General features: G+C 29.0%; 16 protein-coding genes. 10 read left to right on the top strand and 6 right to left on the bottom strand.

Features of this window, described 5'->3' with window-relative positions; genetic code table 11:
* Positions 1 to 2: 2 nt before the first annotated feature.
* Genes H3N56_RS05340 through H3N56_RS05330 form a run of 3 tightly spaced genes read right to left on the bottom strand, consistent with a single transcriptional unit; the run spans position 3 to position 3,715 of the window.
* Positions 3 to 1,238, bottom strand: coding sequence for a ComEC/Rec2 family competence protein (locus H3N56_RS05340; RefSeq protein ID WP_185880229.1), 1,236 nt, complete (start codon positions 1,236 to 1,238; stop codon positions 3 to 5).
* 18 nt (positions 1,239 to 1,256) lie between these two features.
* Positions 1,257 to 2,549: an MFS transporter gene (locus tag H3N56_RS05335; RefSeq protein WP_185880228.1), complete on the bottom strand. Its 1,293-nt coding sequence runs from the start codon at positions 2,547 to 2,549 to the stop codon at positions 1,257 to 1,259.
* Positions 2,528 to 3,715, bottom strand: a complete 1,188-nt coding sequence (locus tag H3N56_RS05330) for a nucleotidyltransferase (protein WP_185880227.1) — start codon at positions 3,713 to 3,715, stop codon at positions 2,528 to 2,530. The genes H3N56_RS05335 and H3N56_RS05330 overlap by 22 nt, the downstream gene beginning before the upstream one ends.
* Positions 3,716 to 3,825: 110 nt before the next feature.
* On the opposite strand from H3N56_RS05330, the gene H3N56_RS05325 reads away from it, so the two are divergent.
* Positions 3,826 to 4,611: a type III pantothenate kinase gene (locus H3N56_RS05325; RefSeq protein WP_185880226.1), complete on the top strand. Its 786-nt coding sequence runs from the start codon at positions 3,826 to 3,828 to the stop codon at positions 4,609 to 4,611.
* A 20-nt stretch (positions 4,612 to 4,631) separates the two neighbouring features.
* Here the strand turns inward: H3N56_RS05325 and H3N56_RS05320 are convergent, their stop codons facing one another.
* From H3N56_RS05320 to H3N56_RS05310, 3 genes are all read right to left on the bottom strand, one after another.
* The gene (locus tag H3N56_RS05320; RefSeq protein WP_185880225.1) at positions 4,632 to 5,348 is read right to left on the bottom strand and encodes a hypothetical protein; all 717 of its coding nucleotides are present in this window, start codon (positions 5,346 to 5,348) and stop codon (positions 4,632 to 4,634) included.
* A 68-nt stretch (positions 5,349 to 5,416) separates the two neighbouring features.
* Positions 5,417 to 6,100 carry a TIGR02206 family membrane protein gene (locus tag H3N56_RS05315; protein WP_185880224.1) on the bottom strand — a complete coding sequence of 228 codons (684 nt, stop codon included), beginning with the start codon at positions 6,098 to 6,100 and terminating at the stop codon, positions 5,417 to 5,419.
* An 11-nt stretch (positions 6,101 to 6,111) separates the two neighbouring features.
* Positions 6,112 to 6,732, bottom strand: a complete 621-nt coding sequence (locus H3N56_RS05310; RefSeq protein ID WP_185880223.1) for a ribonuclease H family protein — start codon at positions 6,730 to 6,732, stop codon at positions 6,112 to 6,114.
* Between the two features lie 146 nt (positions 6,733 to 6,878).
* On the opposite strand from H3N56_RS05310, the gene rpmE reads away from it, so the two are divergent.
* The 9 genes from rpmE to H3N56_RS05265 all read left to right on the top strand — a co-directional run bounded on the left by rpmE (position 6,879) and on the right by H3N56_RS05265 (position 16,749).
* Positions 6,879 to 7,091, top strand: a complete 213-nt coding sequence (gene rpmE, locus H3N56_RS05305; protein WP_185880222.1) for a 50S ribosomal protein L31 — start codon at positions 6,879 to 6,881, stop codon at positions 7,089 to 7,091.
* Between the two features lie 60 nt (positions 7,092 to 7,151).
* Positions 7,152 to 7,778 carry a uracil phosphoribosyltransferase gene (gene upp / locus H3N56_RS05300; protein ID WP_185880221.1) on the top strand — a complete coding sequence of 209 codons (627 nt, stop codon included), beginning with the start codon at positions 7,152 to 7,154 and terminating at the stop codon, positions 7,776 to 7,778.
* Between the two features lie 75 nt (positions 7,779 to 7,853).
* Positions 7,854 to 10,235 carry a glycogen/starch/alpha-glucan phosphorylase gene (locus H3N56_RS05295; RefSeq protein ID WP_185880220.1) on the top strand — a complete coding sequence of 794 codons (2,382 nt, stop codon included), beginning with the start codon at positions 7,854 to 7,856 and terminating at the stop codon, positions 10,233 to 10,235.
* The gene (locus H3N56_RS05290; RefSeq protein ID WP_185880219.1) at positions 10,235 to 10,876 is read left to right on the top strand and encodes a CoA pyrophosphatase; all 642 of its coding nucleotides are present in this window, start codon (positions 10,235 to 10,237) and stop codon (positions 10,874 to 10,876) included. The genes H3N56_RS05295 and H3N56_RS05290 overlap by 1 nt, the downstream gene beginning before the upstream one ends.
* A 15-nt stretch (positions 10,877 to 10,891) precedes the next feature.
* Positions 10,892 to 11,353 carry a D-glycero-beta-D-manno-heptose 1-phosphate adenylyltransferase gene (rfaE2, locus tag H3N56_RS05285; protein ID WP_185880218.1) on the top strand — a complete coding sequence of 154 codons (462 nt, stop codon included), beginning with the start codon at positions 10,892 to 10,894 and terminating at the stop codon, positions 11,351 to 11,353.
* A gap of 11 nt (positions 11,354 to 11,364) precedes the next feature.
* Entirely contained in the window at positions 11,365 to 11,829 is a 465-nt protein-coding gene (tsaE, locus tag H3N56_RS05280) for a tRNA (adenosine(37)-N6)-threonylcarbamoyltransferase complex ATPase subunit type 1 TsaE (protein WP_185880217.1), read from the top strand.
* Positions 11,810 to 12,508 (top strand): tRNA (adenosine(37)-N6)-threonylcarbamoyltransferase complex dimerization subunit type 1 TsaB, encoded by a 699-nt coding sequence (tsaB, locus tag H3N56_RS05275; protein WP_185880216.1) that lies wholly within the window; start codon positions 11,810 to 11,812, stop codon positions 12,506 to 12,508. The genes tsaE and tsaB overlap by 20 nt, the downstream gene beginning before the upstream one ends.
* Before the next feature lie 77 nt (positions 12,509 to 12,585).
* The gene (trxA, locus tag H3N56_RS05270; protein ID WP_185880215.1) at positions 12,586 to 12,906 is read left to right on the top strand and encodes a thioredoxin; all 321 of its coding nucleotides are present in this window, start codon (positions 12,586 to 12,588) and stop codon (positions 12,904 to 12,906) included.
* An 87-nt stretch (positions 12,907 to 12,993) separates the two neighbouring features.
* Complete coding sequence (locus tag H3N56_RS05265) at positions 12,994 to 16,749, top strand: hypothetical protein (RefSeq protein ID WP_185880214.1); 3,756 nt, start codon at positions 12,994 to 12,996, stop codon at positions 16,747 to 16,749.
* The last annotated feature ends 8 nt before the right edge of the window (positions 16,750 to 16,757 follow it).

The raw sequence follows: 16,757 nt of genomic DNA, 5'->3' as shown, positions 1-16,757 counted from the left end.
AGCTAGACCTCCAAAGTTAAATAGGGAATGATTGAAAAAAAATCTACTGTAAATATTAAAAATTCATAACAAATATTCGTAAGTGGCATTAGAGCTCCTCCTAAATATATATTAGATAAAAGAAGAGAGACAAACGCTAGTATTATGAAAATTGTTCCAATAGGTATTATAACAAGATTTGCTAAAAAAGCTAATAAAGGTAAAGAGTTAAAATAGTAAATAAAAATAGGGGTCATAGATAATTGAATAGTTATAATAAGAGAAATATTATTATAAAATTTTAAAAACCACTTATTTTTAATTTTTTTTGGTTTTGGAATATAAGGGTAAATAAATAATATAGTTCCAACTGCCCAATATGACAAAATAAAAGAGACAGAGGTCAGCCAATATGGAAAAATCAATAAAGAAGTAGAAAAGGCTAATGCCAATGATTTTCTTGGATCTACTTTTTCATATATTATATTACCTAATATAAAGATTACTCCCATAATGTAAGCTCTTGTAACAGATGGATAAAAACCTATAGAAATGATATAACCTGTTAAAAATATTAGAGTTAAAACATACTGAATCTCTTTTGATAGAGGAGAAAATTTTAATAAATAGATAATTAAACTGATGATAACAGAGATATGTAAGCCTGAAATAACTAAAAGATGAGCAGTTCCAGTATATCTAAAGTTTTTAATTACATCCCATTCTAATCTATTTCCTTCTCCTAATAGAATTGCTCTATAAAAATTCTTAAGTGAATGACTATAATTTTCGGTTAAATTTTCAATTTTATTTTGAAAGTAAACTTTTAATAGTGATGGATTTTTTTGAGTATGAATAATTTTATCCAACTTATAATAAATATTGTTATCCTTAATATTTAGAGAAGTAATAACTCCAGTAATATTTGAGATACCATTAGGAATTTTATCAACATAAACATATTGTTGGTTAATAACATATTTACCATCAATTTTATTAATCTTACCTTTTCCGGTTTTAACTAAAGCTTCAATATTTATTTTATCTCCTAAATGATAGGTGACATTATTTACAGTACTATTTAGTCTTAGAATGAAAATTAAAGGTAAGATTGATAAAAGTTTTAAAAGTTTTCGTTCGAAAATAATAATAAATCCAGAGCAAGTTAAAGCAACAAGTAACACAAAATAAAATGGAAAGATATGGAAACAATATCCTAAAATTAAAAATTGTAATGATATCACAAATATTGTCTCCATAAATATCCTCCTATATTTTTAATCTCTATATTTATAAAAAAATATAAATGAGATTAAAAATGACATTGCTGAAAATAAAGCGACACAATAAATTCCATATTTTGTAACTTCGCCAAATCCTTTTAGAACCAGCATAATTGGAAGAACAGCTATGGAAATCAGAAAAGCCATTTTTAGGAAAAATCCCTGGATTCCAAAGCAAACACCCTCTATTCTATTTCCAGTTTCAATAGTTAATCTATTGCTAATATCAGCCATCATAGCTGGTGGAAATATAAAAGCTGCACCAGATATTGGGATACCAAGCAGTCCAAATATTAAAAATCCATAATCAACGGGGATAAATTTACCTAGACCAAATAGTCCTATTGTTAATAAAAATAGAGCTATTAAAGAAATTAGCATAATTTTTCTATATCCATACTTTTTAGAAAGTTTATTAGTTGGATAAAAACATAAAGCAGAAGTTCCAAAGAGTATAGCTGAAGCAACTGTAATCATCTCTTTGCTATGTCCCATAACATCTTCAATATAGTAGTTCATCATAGCTCTTAAACAATTGAAACCTACAAAGAAGAAAAGAAGACCAAAGAGATAGTTTTGAAAGGGTTTGTCTCTCATTATATCTTTAAAAACTTCTCTAATCTTTGGAGATGATTCTACTGGAGTGGCAAGTTTTTTTTCAGGAACTTTAAATACAGTAACAAAAGCTCCTAAAGCCGAAATAACGCTTAGAAAAATAACCATATATCTAAGACCTTTTAATGTGTCACCATTACCAAAATACTGAATAAGAGCGCCTGGTAAAATCATAGCCATAGCAGTATAGAGCAATCTAAAAACTGATTGCCAAGTTGATAGGTCTAGTCTCTCATCTGAAGTTTGACCAATCTCAGGAATTAGGGCGTTATAAGGAGCACTAACTATTGTGTAGAATGTGAAAAATATTGTACCTGTGATTGCAAGATATATAAATGTAGCTGTATTACTATTTGTAGGCGGATAAAAGAAAGCCACAGTGGAGAGCGATAGAGGAATTGCACCTACAGCTATAAAAGGGATTCTTCTTCCCCACTTACTACTAAATTTATCAGATAAAAATCCAACTACGGGATCTGAGATCATATCTGTAATTCTAGAAAATGCTAGAGCCAATGAGATTAGAACAGGGGCCATAATTGGTTTTAGTCCTGAACTTTCAGGTGGAAGATAAAAGTATAAAATCCATTGGGCAAAAATTTGATCTACAATGGCATAACTTACTCCTATTCCATAGAAAATTTGGATATTTAAAGGGATTCTTTTTGACATTTTTCCTCCTGTATCATGATTGGTATTTTATTATTTGTATAAGGATTTATAATGTTATATATATTACTGCTTTTTTCATTAAACTCCAATAACTTTCTATTTTTTTCAGAAAGATTTTTTTTAATATTTTTAAGACTTGTAAGTATTGGAACATCTGAATTTATAGATTTTAAGTATTCTCTACCTTTTGAGTTAAATCCCATAATTCTGATATATGGAACCTCTTGTTTCACTTCTTCTGTCATAGATTTTGTAATTCCAAGTAAGGTGTGAATAAGGATTCGTTGAGTTCTTCCAATAGTCATCCTTTTGCTAATTATACTATCAAAGAATTCTAAATATGAGTCAGATTTTAATGCTGATTCAAAAAGTCTATTTTCAAAACCTACTTCCATATCTTGAATATTTTTTAATTCCATTTTATCTCTTAGGATTATGTATTTAATAAGAGGATAAAAATTTTCCATATAAGTAGTGGAATTTTTGTCCTGTTCTTTTCTTATTATAGAGTAAGAGAATTCGGGGACAAATTTTTCAAATTCACAATTTTCTTTAATAAATTTTCTGATTCCAGTAGCGCTGGCGATATTTTCAACAGCAAGAGTTGAATGATATCCAGCTTTTTCTCTTTTAATAGGAACTGGTATTATATTTGACTTCCAATATTTTATAGCCTTTATATATTCAAGTCCTAATATATCGTTTGAATTTAATTTTAAATTACTTCCACTTATAATATCCAAAGATTTGGAGTAAGCTGTAGGATATGAATCGCCATTATCCAGAAATTTTTTTAATAATTCAGAAAACTCATTGTTTTCTTCAATCGAAGATATGGCTTCTAAAGTTTCTAAATTGGCTGTTTCAGAACCAAAGACTATATTTTTTACTGCAAGTTTATCAAGGATACCAATCGCTCCTCTAGCAAAAATTTCAGCACTTTGAGTTGAATAAAAAACAGGAAGTTCAACAACTATATCAACTCCATTTTCTAAAGCCATTTCAGCTCTTTTCCATCTATTTATAATGGCTACCTCTCCTCTTTGGACAAAATCTCCACTCATAACAGCTATAACTAAATCACCGTTGGATTTAGCCTTGTCTAAATGATATTTATGCCCATTATGAAAAGGATTATATTCAACAATTATACCTGTAGCATTCATTTTAAAATCACCTCTAAAACATTGTACACACTATAGGACTTTTTTTCAAGTTGATTGAAGTTAGAATATAGGTTATAATAGCCTAAGAATTTTAATAGAGGTGGTAAATTATGCTGTTGGCGTTTGATATAGGGAACACACATATAGTAACTGGAATCATGGATGAGAGCGGTAAAGTGCTTCTTACTTTCAGAGCTTCATCAAATGATAAGCTTACAGAAGATGAATTTTTTTCGTACTTAAAAAATATTAGTGAATTTAATGGAATAGAGATTAAGAATGTGAGTGGAATAATAATTTCATCAGTAGTTCCCAACCTTATTACAATATTTCAATTTTTAGGGAGAAAATATTTTAAAATTGAACCTTTGGTTGTGGATATGAGTCTTAAATTACCATTTAAATTTCATAGTTCTATTTCAAACTACACAGGATTTGGACCTGATAGAATAATTGATATATCTCAAGCTGTGATGGAATATCCAAATAAAAATTTGGTTATATTTGATTTTGGAACGGCAACTACGTATGAAGTATTAGAAAATGCAGTCTATATAGGGGGAGGAATACTTCCTGGAATTGAGATGTCTATAAATGCACTATTTGGAAATACAGCAAGATTACCAAAAGTTAAATTTAGTACACCAGAAAATATTTTAGGTAAAAATACAGGAGAGCAAATTCAAGCTGGAATATTTTATGGATATGCGGGACAAATAAAACATATTATAAAAAAAATTAAAGAAGAGATTAAAGATCCATTTGTTATAGCTACGGGTGGATTAGGAAAAATTTTATCAGCTGAAATAGAAGAGATTGATGAATATTTACCAGAACTAAGTATAAAAGGACTTTATACTGTTTATAAAATAAACAAAAACTCCAATCAAGGTTAAATTATGATTGGAGTTTTTATTTATTTGGATACTTTTACAAAATCTAAATTATATTCAATTTTAAGAGTGTTTTTATTTAAAAATGTAAAATATTCTACTAATGGTTTTTTTTGTCCCTTGATATCAATTTTTAATTCTGTAAGTGCGTCCAAAAATTCTTCAAGATCACTTTTTCCAAGTTCAAGCAATTGACCAAGGGAGTTTTGTGTAAATATAATCTCGCCATTCCTATCTAAGGAGCTATATAAGCACCAAAAAAACTTATATAGGACAGGGGCATAAATAAGGTCATTAGATCCACTTTCTAATTTTAGTAGATTATCCAAAGAGTGCTTGTCTAGTTTATTAATTATTGCATTTTTTTCTAATTCATCCCTTTCAACCGCGTTTATAGCTTTGCAAATATACTTTATTCTTTTTTCATCTTCTGAAGTTTCAGATAATTTTTCTACTATTATATTATCAGAAATTCCGACTTTTTTTAGTTCTTCTATTATCTGTTTTTCTGAATCAACAAGACTTCCATAAAGATTATCGGAAAAAGATTTTATTGCATTTTTTAAGATTTCATATTTAATGACCTCTATTTTATTTTTTGAGTTAGCCTCTTCAATTATAGCGTCAAACACAGACATAAATTCATCAGTTAAAAAATTACTTAAAATTCTAAGATTATTTAGATTTGTTTTTATACTTATATCAATATTTTTATTTAAAATCTGATTTAAATTATTCATTTTGTAATTCCTCCTGAAAAAGTTTTCATTAGGGTTTTTCAAGAGAGGCTTTGAATTTCCTTTTCTGATTAGTTTATTTTGATTTTATATGAACGTTGTCTAAAAGGAAGATATAGTAGTAGAGATATAAATAAGTAGATTGCCTCAATAATAAAAATATAGTATGGCCAATCTCCAAAATAATCTAATGGGGAATTAAAGTTAGGCTTGTAATTAATATATAAATAGTTAGTTCCAAGACGTGAGTTAATAAAATAAACAAATAGAGCAATAATATTTATAAGTATAAAAGAATTTATAAATCCAGCTTTAGTTGGTTTAAATTTAAAATAAATTAATTCATATAAAACAGAAAAGATAAGATAAAAATGAGTTATAAAAAATGAAATATTTAAAAAATTAGGGAAACTATATCGTACTTCTGGTGTTAAAAGTGCAAAGATTGCTCCAGCAGACCAAAAATAAACAAATTGAAATAAAAATTTTTTTTGAAAAATCATAGAGATTATTGCAACAAGCAGAGCTAAATTACAAAGATGGAGTGGAAGTAAGGAACTCATTTGTTCTCCATGAATATAATGTCTGTAACTTAACTCGGCTATTTTAAGGACAGCAATTAAAATAGATATATTACGTGCAAGTCTTTTTTTACTATCAGCAAAAGATGAGAGAAATAAAATGATAATCATAAAAATAAAATATCCTAGTAAAGTATAAAGATGTTCTGTACCAAAAAGACTAAAAGTTTTCATGGAATAACCCCCTATTTATGAAAACCAAGGTCAGCAGGATTTATATCTCCTGAAACATGTTCGATAGAGCCCCCCAGTTTTTCAAATATTTTTCTTTTTTCAGATACTTTCTCAATTAATGATATTGTTTTTTCGTTTAAATTATTTTTGTTAAAGAGACCTTTAGACCAGTATTGAATAACTAAATTACTATCCCCAAATATTTTATAAATATTTTTCTTTAAAGATATATCGATTGCAAGATAAAGTCCAATTAGTTCACCATAGTTATTTGTACTTCCTGTAGGAGCCGAATAGTTTTCGTGTGGATTAACTAGATGAGGAGGCATAAATTCTGGAAGTAATGATTTTCCAGTTATATCGGTAACTCTAACTTCAACTCCAATTCCACGACCAGTTCCAGCATCAAAATATATTCCCTCTTGTAAGTTTAGTTTCATAAGTTTTTTTTTAGCTACTTTATCTTCGTAAATACCACCGTTATTTAGCCATTCTTTTGCTTCTTTTTCTGTTTTGAATGATTTGTATCTAGCTTTTTTTCCAGCTATCCTATTTTTACATAACTCCCATGTAGTAACAATTTCAGTAGTATTTTCATTTTCTAAAATATAAGCGTAGTATTTATTAGACATTTTCCCTCCTAAGATTCTAATATTAATTATAAAACAAAAAAATATAAAAGTAAAACTTTAAATGCTTAAAAAATAGTTGCAAAAATTAATCATATATGGTAAAATTTCTTGTAAAATTAAAGAACTATTTTAGGAAGGTGAAAATAATGAAAAAAGGAATACATCCTAATTACAAGGTAATCACTGTAGAGTGTACTTGTGGAGAAAAATACGAAACTAGATCTACTTTATTAAAGGGAGATGAGCTTAAAATAGCTATCTGTTCTAAGTGTCACCCATTCTACACAGGAAAAGCTAGATTCTCTGATCAAGCTGGAAGAGTAGAGCAATTCAATAAGAAATTTGGAATGAAAAAATAAAGAAACGGGACTCTGTCCTGTTTTTTTTCTATAAAAAATTATAAATAATCAGGAGGGAAAATGGCAGTTATAGAAATCAATCATCCATTAATACAACATAAAATGACTTACCTAAGAAATAAGGATACAGATACTAAAACATTTAGAGAAAATTTAAATGAAATAGCGAAGCTTATGACTTATGAAGTAACTAAAAATTTACCAGTTACGGAAGTAACAGTAGAAACTCCACTAATGAAAACAGTTGGGTATGTACTTGAGGATAAAGCAGTAGCAGTTGTTCCTATTTTAAGAGCAGGACTTGGAATGGTAGATGGAATAGTTTCTCTTATACCTACAGCAAAGATAGGTCATATCGGTGTTTATAGAGATGAAGAAACATTTGAGCCAGTATATTACTACTGTAAACTTCCTGTAGATATTAAAGATAGAAAAGTAATATTAGTAGATCCAATGCTTGCTACAGGTGGATCAGCAATTTATGCTATTGATTACTTAAAAAATGCTGGAGTAAAAGACATTGTATTTATGTGTTTAGTTGCAGCTCCTGAAGGAATTCAGAAAGTTTTACAAACTCATCCAGATGTTTCAATATACACAGCAAAGATAGATCAAGGGCTAGATGAGCATGGATATATTTATCCAGGACTTGGAGATTGTGGAGATAGAATATTCGGAACAAAATAATTAATTACAAAAGCTAGAGGAAACTCTAGCTTTTTTTTATATAAACCTTTTATACAAAAATAAAGGGGGAGTCTTATGATTATGATGAGAGAAAAGATGATAGGAGGAATATTAAAAAATTTGAAAGTTGATTTTGCTAAAAGATTAAATGAAGCAGATAACTTTGAAATATATCAAGCTGCATCAAAAACAGTTTTAGAATATTTTTCAGAAAACTGGACTAGAAGTAATGAAATGTATGAAAAGGGAAAAAATATGTATTACTTTTCGGCAGAATTTTTGATGGGGAGATCTCTTGGAAGTAATCTTGTAAATTTAGGTCTTTTTAATGAAGTCGAAGAATTATTTAAAGATATTGGGCTAGATTACAATTTGGTTGAGAGCATCGAAGAAGACGGGGGATTAGGAAATGGTGGTTTAGGTAGACTTGCTGCTTGTTTTTTAGATTCTTTGGCAACTTTAAATTTACCTGGACATGGATATGGTATTAGATATAGAAACGGAATATTCAAACAAAGTATAGATGACGGATTTCAAGTAGAACACCCTATAAACTGGATAAAATTTCAAGCAGCTTGGTCAATACCAAGATATTCAGATCAAGTTATAGTTCATTTTCAAGATATGGATGTAAAAGCTATTCCTTATGATACGCCAATAATAGGTTATGGAACTGATAATATAAATACTTTACGTCTTTGGGAAGCTCATCCGATAGAGGATTTGGATATTCAGGCTTTCAATGATCAAAAATATGATGAGTCTGTAAGAGTTAGAAATAGAGTTAAAGATATATCGAGAATACTTTATCCCAATGATTCAACAACTGAAGGAAAAAAATTAAGATTGAGACAACAATATTTCTTTGTATCAGCCTCTCTTCAAGATATAGTAAGAAAATACAAGAAGAATATTAGTAGTAATTTTGATAAATTTCCAGATTTTGTAACAATACAACTAAATGATACTCATCCAGTTGTAGCTATTCCAGAACTTATGAGAATTCTTATGGATGAAGAATCGTTGAGCTGGAAAAAAGCTTTTAATATATGTAGTAAAGTATTTGCCTATACAAATCATACTATATTAGCGGAAGCATTAGAGAAATGGTGGATAAACTTTTATAAAGAATTGACCCCAAGAGTTGCTGAAATAATGATTGAGATGGATAAAAAATGGAAAGAAGAACTTGCGAAATTATATCCAGATGATGTGGAAAAACAAAATAGAATGATGATTATTCAAAATGATCTTGTAAATATGGCTTGGATAGCAATCTGTGTATGTCATGCTGTAAATGGAGTTGCAGAACTGCATACAGAGATTTTAAAATATAAGGAATTAAAAGATTGGCAAGAAATTTTTCCAAGTAAAATTCAAAATAAAACTAACGGAATAACTCAAAGAAGATGGGTGGCTGTTTCCAATAAACCACTGACTAAACTTATAAATAATTTAATAGGAAATAAATGGATAGTTCATTGTGATGAATTAAAAAAATTGGAGCATTTTCAAAATGACTTAGATGTATTGAATAGATTTTTATCTATAAAAAGAGAGAAAAAACAAGAGTTAGCAGATTTTATTGAGGAAACACAAGGGATTGAGATAAATCCAAATTCAATTTTTGATGTACATGTAAAAAGAATACATGAATATAAAAGACAGGTTATGAATGTTTTACATATTTTAGACCTTTATTACAGAATGAAAGATGGGAAGTGTGGAGATTTTTATCCTACGACATTCATTTTTGCAGGAAAAGCAGCTCCTGGATATTTTAGAGCTAAAGGAATTATAAAACTTATAAATGAGGTAGCAAGACTTGTAAATAATGATGGAGATGTAAATGATAAAATAAAAGTTGTATTTATCGAAGATTTTAAAGTATCTGTTGGAGAAAAAATTTATCCGGCTACCGATGTTTCAGTTCAGATATCCACAGCAGGAAAAGAGGCATCAGGAACAGGAAATATGAAATTTATGATGAACGGAGCTTTAACTTTAGGAACTTATGATGGTGCAAATGTAGAGATAATTAAAGAGGCTGGAGAAGAAAATGCTTATATCTTTGGATTAAGAGTTGAAGAGATAGACAATCTTAAAAAAAATGGGTATGATCCAAAGTATTATTATGAGAATACTCCAGGATTGAAAAAAGCATTGGATTCTTTAATTGATGGAACGCTCTCAGATGGCGGAACAGGGATGTTTAGTGAACTTTATAATTCAATTCTTTATGGAACTTACTGGCATACCTCTGATCAGTATTTTATTTTAAAAGATTTTGAAGAGTTTAGAAAAATAAGAGAAGTTCAAAATAGAGATTATCTAAATCAGTTAAATTGGGCAAAAAAAGCTTGGATAAATATAGCAAATAGTGGTAAATTTTCATCAGATAGAACAATTTTAGAATATTCAAAAGATATTTGGAAAATAGAACCAAAGAGGGTGTAATGGATTTTTATAAATTGAAAGAGAAATTATTAAATAAAGATAATATAATATCAAGAGAGAAATATAAAAGCGCTGGAGTTATGGTTTTGATTGCAGAATTAAATGGTAAAGATTATTTTGTTTTGCAAAAAAGAGCTAAGAATATTACTCAAGGTGGAGAAATTTCATTTCCTGGTGGACGTTATGATGAAAGTGACAAATCATATTTGGAAACTAGTTTAAGAGAAGTTGAAGAAGAGATGGGAATTTCTAGAGAAAGAATAAAAGTGGTTGGGAAATTAGGGACTTTAATAGTACCTACAGGAATAATTGTAGAATCTTATGTTGGAATGATAGATTTAAAATCTAAAAATGAGTTTAAAGTTCAAGATGATGAAGTAGAAAGGGTAATATATTTTCCACTTGAAGAAGCGTTGAATCAAAAACCAAGAATTGAAATGTTAACAACAGAGACACATCCATATTATGAAAAAGATGGAAAAGTTTATGAGTTTCCTGCCGAGGCATTGAACCTTCCAGAAAAATATCATAAATCTTGGAAAAGTCCACCCAGAAAAGTATATATCTATTCTTATAAAAATGATATAATATGGGGGATAACAGCAGATTTGATATTTGAAACCTTAAAGATGTTAGAATAATTTTGGAGGGAAAAAATGATTTTAAGCAGACAATTGGCAACAAAAGTTATAGAGGAACTAAAAGAACAGGGAAAAAAAGTAGTATTTACAAATGGATGTTTTGATATACTTCATGTGGGTCATTTAACTTATTTAAATGAAGCGAAAAGACAAGGGGATATTTTAATTGTTGGAGTAAATTCAGATAGTTCTGTAAAAAGATTAAAAGGAGAGAGTAGACCAATCAATAATGAAATCGATAGATCAGAGATGCTTTGTGGATTAAAAGCTGTAGATTATACAGTTATATTTGAAGAGGATACTCCTATGGAAATAATAGATGATCTTAAACCTTCAATTCATGTGAAGGGTGGAGATTATAAAAAAGAAGATTTACCGGAAACTAAAATTGTTGAAAAGAATGGTGGAGAAGTTAGAATTTTGGGATTTGTTCACGGAAAGTCAACAACAAATATAGTTAAGAAAATTCAAGGATAGGAAGTAATGACATGGAAAAAATTTTAACTTTTAATCAGTTGGATATACTCGCTGAAAAAATGGCATCTTATGTAGAAAAAAACAGTGTGATTGCATTAATTGGAGATTTGGGAACAGGAAAAACAACTTTTGTTAAAAAATTTGCAAAAGCTTTCGGAATAGATGAGATTTTAAAAAGTCCTACGTTTAACTATGTACTTGAATATCTAACTGGAAAATATCCTCTTTATCATTTTGATGTTTATAGATTATCAAGTGGTGACGAGATATATGAAATTGGATATGAAGATTATATAAATAACGATGGAGTTTGTTTAATAGAATGGGCTAATATTATAGAGACTGAATTGCCTAAAGAATTTATAAAAATAGAGTTTCAATATGATGGAGATGAAACTAGAAAAGTTTCATTGAGTTATATTGGAAATGCTGAGAAAGAAAGGGAGATGTTAGAGTATGTTGGTTTTAGCAATTGATACCTCAACTAAAATAGGAACAGTAGCTTTATATGATTCTACTGAAGGAGTAATAGGAGAAATAAATTTAAATGTAAAGCAAAATCATTCAGATACTATTATGGTTGTAATTGATACTCTTTTTAAACTTTCTAAAAAAGAAATAAAAGATATTGATAAAATTGCTGTTAGCTCAGGACCTGGATCGTTTACTGGGATAAGAATAGGTGTTGCTGTTGCAAAAGGACTTGCTTATTCTCTAGAAAAACCAATAGTTGGAATTAATGAACTAGATATTTTAGCAGAGCTGGCAGGTAAAAGAACTGGGAAAATTATAGCCATGTTAGACGCGAGGAAAGAAAGAGTATTTTATGCAATCTATAGATATTTTGATTCTAATTTAGTTAGAGAGTCGGAATATTTAGATGGAGAAATTAGAGATATAGTAAAAGATAGCTCTGAAGAGATCTTATTTTTAGGTGACGGAGCAGAAGCTAATAAAACTTTAATAACTGAACTTATGGGAGAAAAAGCTATTTTTAATTTAAAATCAAATAATATCCCAAGATCCTCAATACTAGCTGAGTTGAGCTTAAATAAAGAGGACAATTTATTCACATTGGAACCATTTTATGTAAATAAGACTCAAGCTGAAAGAGAAAAAGAAAATCAAGAAAAATTAAAAAATACTTATATTTGACAAAGGATATTTCCTTATGTTAAAGTAAGATACAATAGGAAATTATTTTAATTTGTCCATACAAGGAGGAATATATAATGAGTAAAATAATGAGTTTAGATACTTCAAACTTTCAAAAAGAGGTTATAGCTTCAAAAGGATTAATATTAGTTGACTTTTGGGCTGACTGGTGTGGTCCTTGTAAGATGTTAGCTCCAATATTAGAAGAGCTTGCAGTTGAAATGGGAGAAGTTGTAAAAATAGCAAAAGTAAATGTAGATGATAGTGGAGATTTAGCAGTAGAGTACGGAATTAGAAGTATCCCTACTATGATAATCTTTAAAGATGGAAAAAAAGTAGAGCAATTAGTTGGTCTAAGACAGAAAGCAGAATTAGTAGAAAAATTAATGTCATTCTAATTAAAATAAAAAGGGTTGCTATTGGCAACCTTTTTTATTTTATGTTATAATTGATAAAAGTGTAGAAAATCTTGGGGAGGAGTTTCGATGAAAAAAAGATACTATTTAGTAGCTTCTTTTATACTCTTAGGGCTGGGAGCAAAGGCTAATGAGAATAGTCAAAGGACAGAGCTAAAAAATACATTTAACTCAATAGCGGAGGCAGGAAAAAATGCCACTGATATTCAAGTTGATGATAGTACTCCTGTTAGCGCATACGATGATAATGAAGTTGAGATAGACTTAAATAATGATACATTAATTTCTAAAGATGGAGTTAATTTAAAATATGGAACTTTAAAAATGAAAGCCTTCAATGCCAGGAGAGATAGAGTTGCAAATAGAGCATATTTGACAGGACCTTTTTTTATGGAAGCTGATGAACCAACGGGAAAACTTAAAATAGATGCCAGAGATGGAGAATTTAATTTAGATGGAACAGAAGGAAGTTTTGGAAAAAGTTTTGGATATTTAGAAGTAGGTCAAGTAACTGGAGCCGAAAAACCGAATGACAGATTGTATTTTGGTGGAGAAAAATCAGAATATTTGAATGGTAAAGTATTTATTAGAAATGCTTGGTTTACAACAGATCCAGCAATAATAGCTAATGCTAATCCATTTGAAACAGGATACCATTTAGCTTCAGATTTGATAACAATTGAACCTGATAAACAAGTGACATTTCACAATTCAGATTTATTCATAGGGGAAAGTGATATTATTCCTTTCAAATTACCTTGGTATAGATTTAATATAAGACAAGGATCAACAGTTCCACTATTTCCAATGTGGGGAAGTGATGACGACTACGGATGGTACACAAGTTGGGGAGCTCTTTATGGTGATAGAGATAGTAAACTAAAGGGAGGATTTGCTCCAAAGTTTGCCGATAGAATGGGACTTCTAGTTGGGAAAAGTGAAACATGGTATAAAACTGAAAAATATGGAGAATCAAGACTTAATATTACAGATTGGTTAGTTCAAAAAAAAGCTGATTCAAGCGATGTAATCAGAAGTTTTGATAGATGGGATGGAGAGTATTCTCATAATTATGATGGAGAGTATGGAAAGCTAAACTTTAATTATAGAAATGCTACATATAATATGATTCCATCTTTAAAAGATGCTATAGAAGATTATAGTAGAATAGGACTATTAAATGAAAGTAACTGGAAATTCTATAAAAATAATAATGATTCTGATGATCCTATTCCAGAACTTGGAGATAGCATAGGATTTTATTCTTTAGATACTAAACTTACAGGTCTTGGTGAAAGTAAGGATATTACAATTGAGGCTAAAACTAAATTAATATCTGATAAAAAAGCTTATGGAGTTTTAATAGCTGATCAATTAGATGACCTGGGTTATGGTTCAGCAGTAGATTTTGATTTGTTTGCCGATGTATCTTTAAAACAAGAGAATGATAGATATTTAGCAAATGGATATTATAAATATTTATACGATATGGATCCTGGTTCAACGCCAGAAGATTTAGAATCAAAATCTGAGGCATTTGGATTTAATTTTGTAGATAAAAAATATACTTACTCTATAAAATATGATGATAAATCTGGAGATAAATATAGAAAGTTAAATTCTTGGGAAAGAGATCCTAATTTAAAAAATTTATCAGAACAAACTATTTCAGGAATTCCACTAAATTATACACCGTGGACTGTATCACAGTACTCTATATATGATAACAGAGACTTAAGTTTAGTAGCTGGAGAGTATGATTTTATTGGAGATTCAAAATATAAAGTTGGATTTGATTACAAATTTATAGAACAAAAATTAGATTTAGAAAATGATCCTTTTAGAGAAGATGTAATTTTTAATAATGAAAGAGATAAACAGTTTAATAGATATGAAAATATTATATATAATAAATACGATGAACAAAGAGGATTCGTAGAATTTAGAAAAAATTATACCAGACTTACATTAGCTGGTGGACAAACTCATGAAGAAATTTGGGATAGAAAAGGAATTTATAATTATCCTAACAGTGACGATGACAGTAACAATGATGCTTATAAAAAATATATAAATGATTCAAGTTTCTATGAAATAGGTTTAGCCCAAGATAGATTTAGAATGGGAGTTTTAGGAACTTTAGCAGTAGAGGGAAATTTGAGATTTGATGAATATAGTAAAGGATACACATATTCAGATACAGATTTTAAATATGGAGATAATGGTAAAAAAGTTTCAACAGGAGATTCTTCAACTAGAAGCCAAATCGGCGTTACATACGAGGTTCCTCTATATGATAATACTTGGAATAGAAATAGATTTGCAGATATAGGCGTTACAAATAAATTTAAATATTTTAATCAAAATTACGATTATAGCTCTTCAGATGAAGGGAATATGACGGAAACAATTAGACTATATCACAAAGAAAATAAAAATGAATTTTTTGATACTGTTACTTTTGATTTTGGAAATACAGAGACTATTTATAATGTAAATTATACAGAGTTAAAAAGAGCTTACGATGATGAAAAATCTGGAGAAATTATAGAACATAAAATTGATTTTAAAATTGACGAAGAGAATATCTTAAGCTTAGATTACAAAGAAAATAAAAGATATACAGATGAAAATACAAATAGAGAAAATTATAATGATTTGACATTTAGAAATTATGGTGTAAATTATACATACAATACAAATAATTTTTACTATAGAAATCAGCAAATAAAATCTAATATTTTTGATATTTTACCTTATAACAATGACTATAATTATTCAACTGACAACTCGAGAGAGAAAATCAATGAAGATATTTATGGATATATTAAGAATTTTGGAGAAAATAAACTTAATTTAGAATATACTGAAGGTAGTGATAAGAGATATAATATTACCGAAGATAAATCTGAAATAAATCTTAAAAATAAAATATACTCAGTATCGTATTTAGATGGCGGAGATGTAGAGCATTTCTATAAGGCCAGCTACGAGGAGTATAAACGTACAGATGAAAATCCAGATGTTGAACGTTGGAATTCGGATGTACTATATTTGAGATATGATTACAGAGATAAAAGATTCACAGATCAAGAATTGGTTGGATACGCAGCGTCTGAGTATAAAAAATCTCCTAATGAGCTCTCACAAGTGGAGTTGGATAGAGTTAGAAATATACTAAAAGATAGAGCCAATGATAGAGAATCTACAAGATTTAATTTGAATAGCATCATGGATGATAGAATATATTTTGGAGATTATAAGCAAAGTCTATCAACATCTATAATGCTTCAAAAAAATGAGAAAAGATATGATATGACTGGAGATTATTGGAAATCGTTAGAAGAAGTTGAAGGAAGATTATTCTATTCATATAACAGATATGGAATTGGATATATATATAATCAAAAATCTTTCTGGAATGGTGGAGATATTTGGCAAGATTCTGAAAAAGAACATGAAGTTAGTTTACATGCTAAAATAGGAAAACCAAGTGAAGGTTGGAGAGTAAAAACTTACGTTAAATTCTTAGATGGATTAAATGGAGTACAAAATACTGATACTACAGATTACGGAAAGAAAACGCTAGATGGTGTAGGTGTTGAAATAGGGAAAGAATTTGGATACTATGAATGGGCTATAGCATATGTAAGAGAATATGACTATGGAACAAGAGGTCATGAATGGCAAGTTGCACTTCAATTTAAACTTCTTACTTTCCCAGAAACTCCAATTTTTGGTCTTGGTGCAAAATCAGATACAAGTAATAACGTCTCTCCAAATACATATCTATTTGATGGAATTAGTATTGACGAGATTGAATAAAAAATAAT

The organism is Cetobacterium sp. 2A, assembly GCF_014250685.1.
Lineage (GTDB): Bacteria > Fusobacteriota > Fusobacteriia > Fusobacteriales > Fusobacteriaceae > Cetobacterium.
This window is presented reverse-complemented; position numbering and strand designations above follow the sequence as displayed.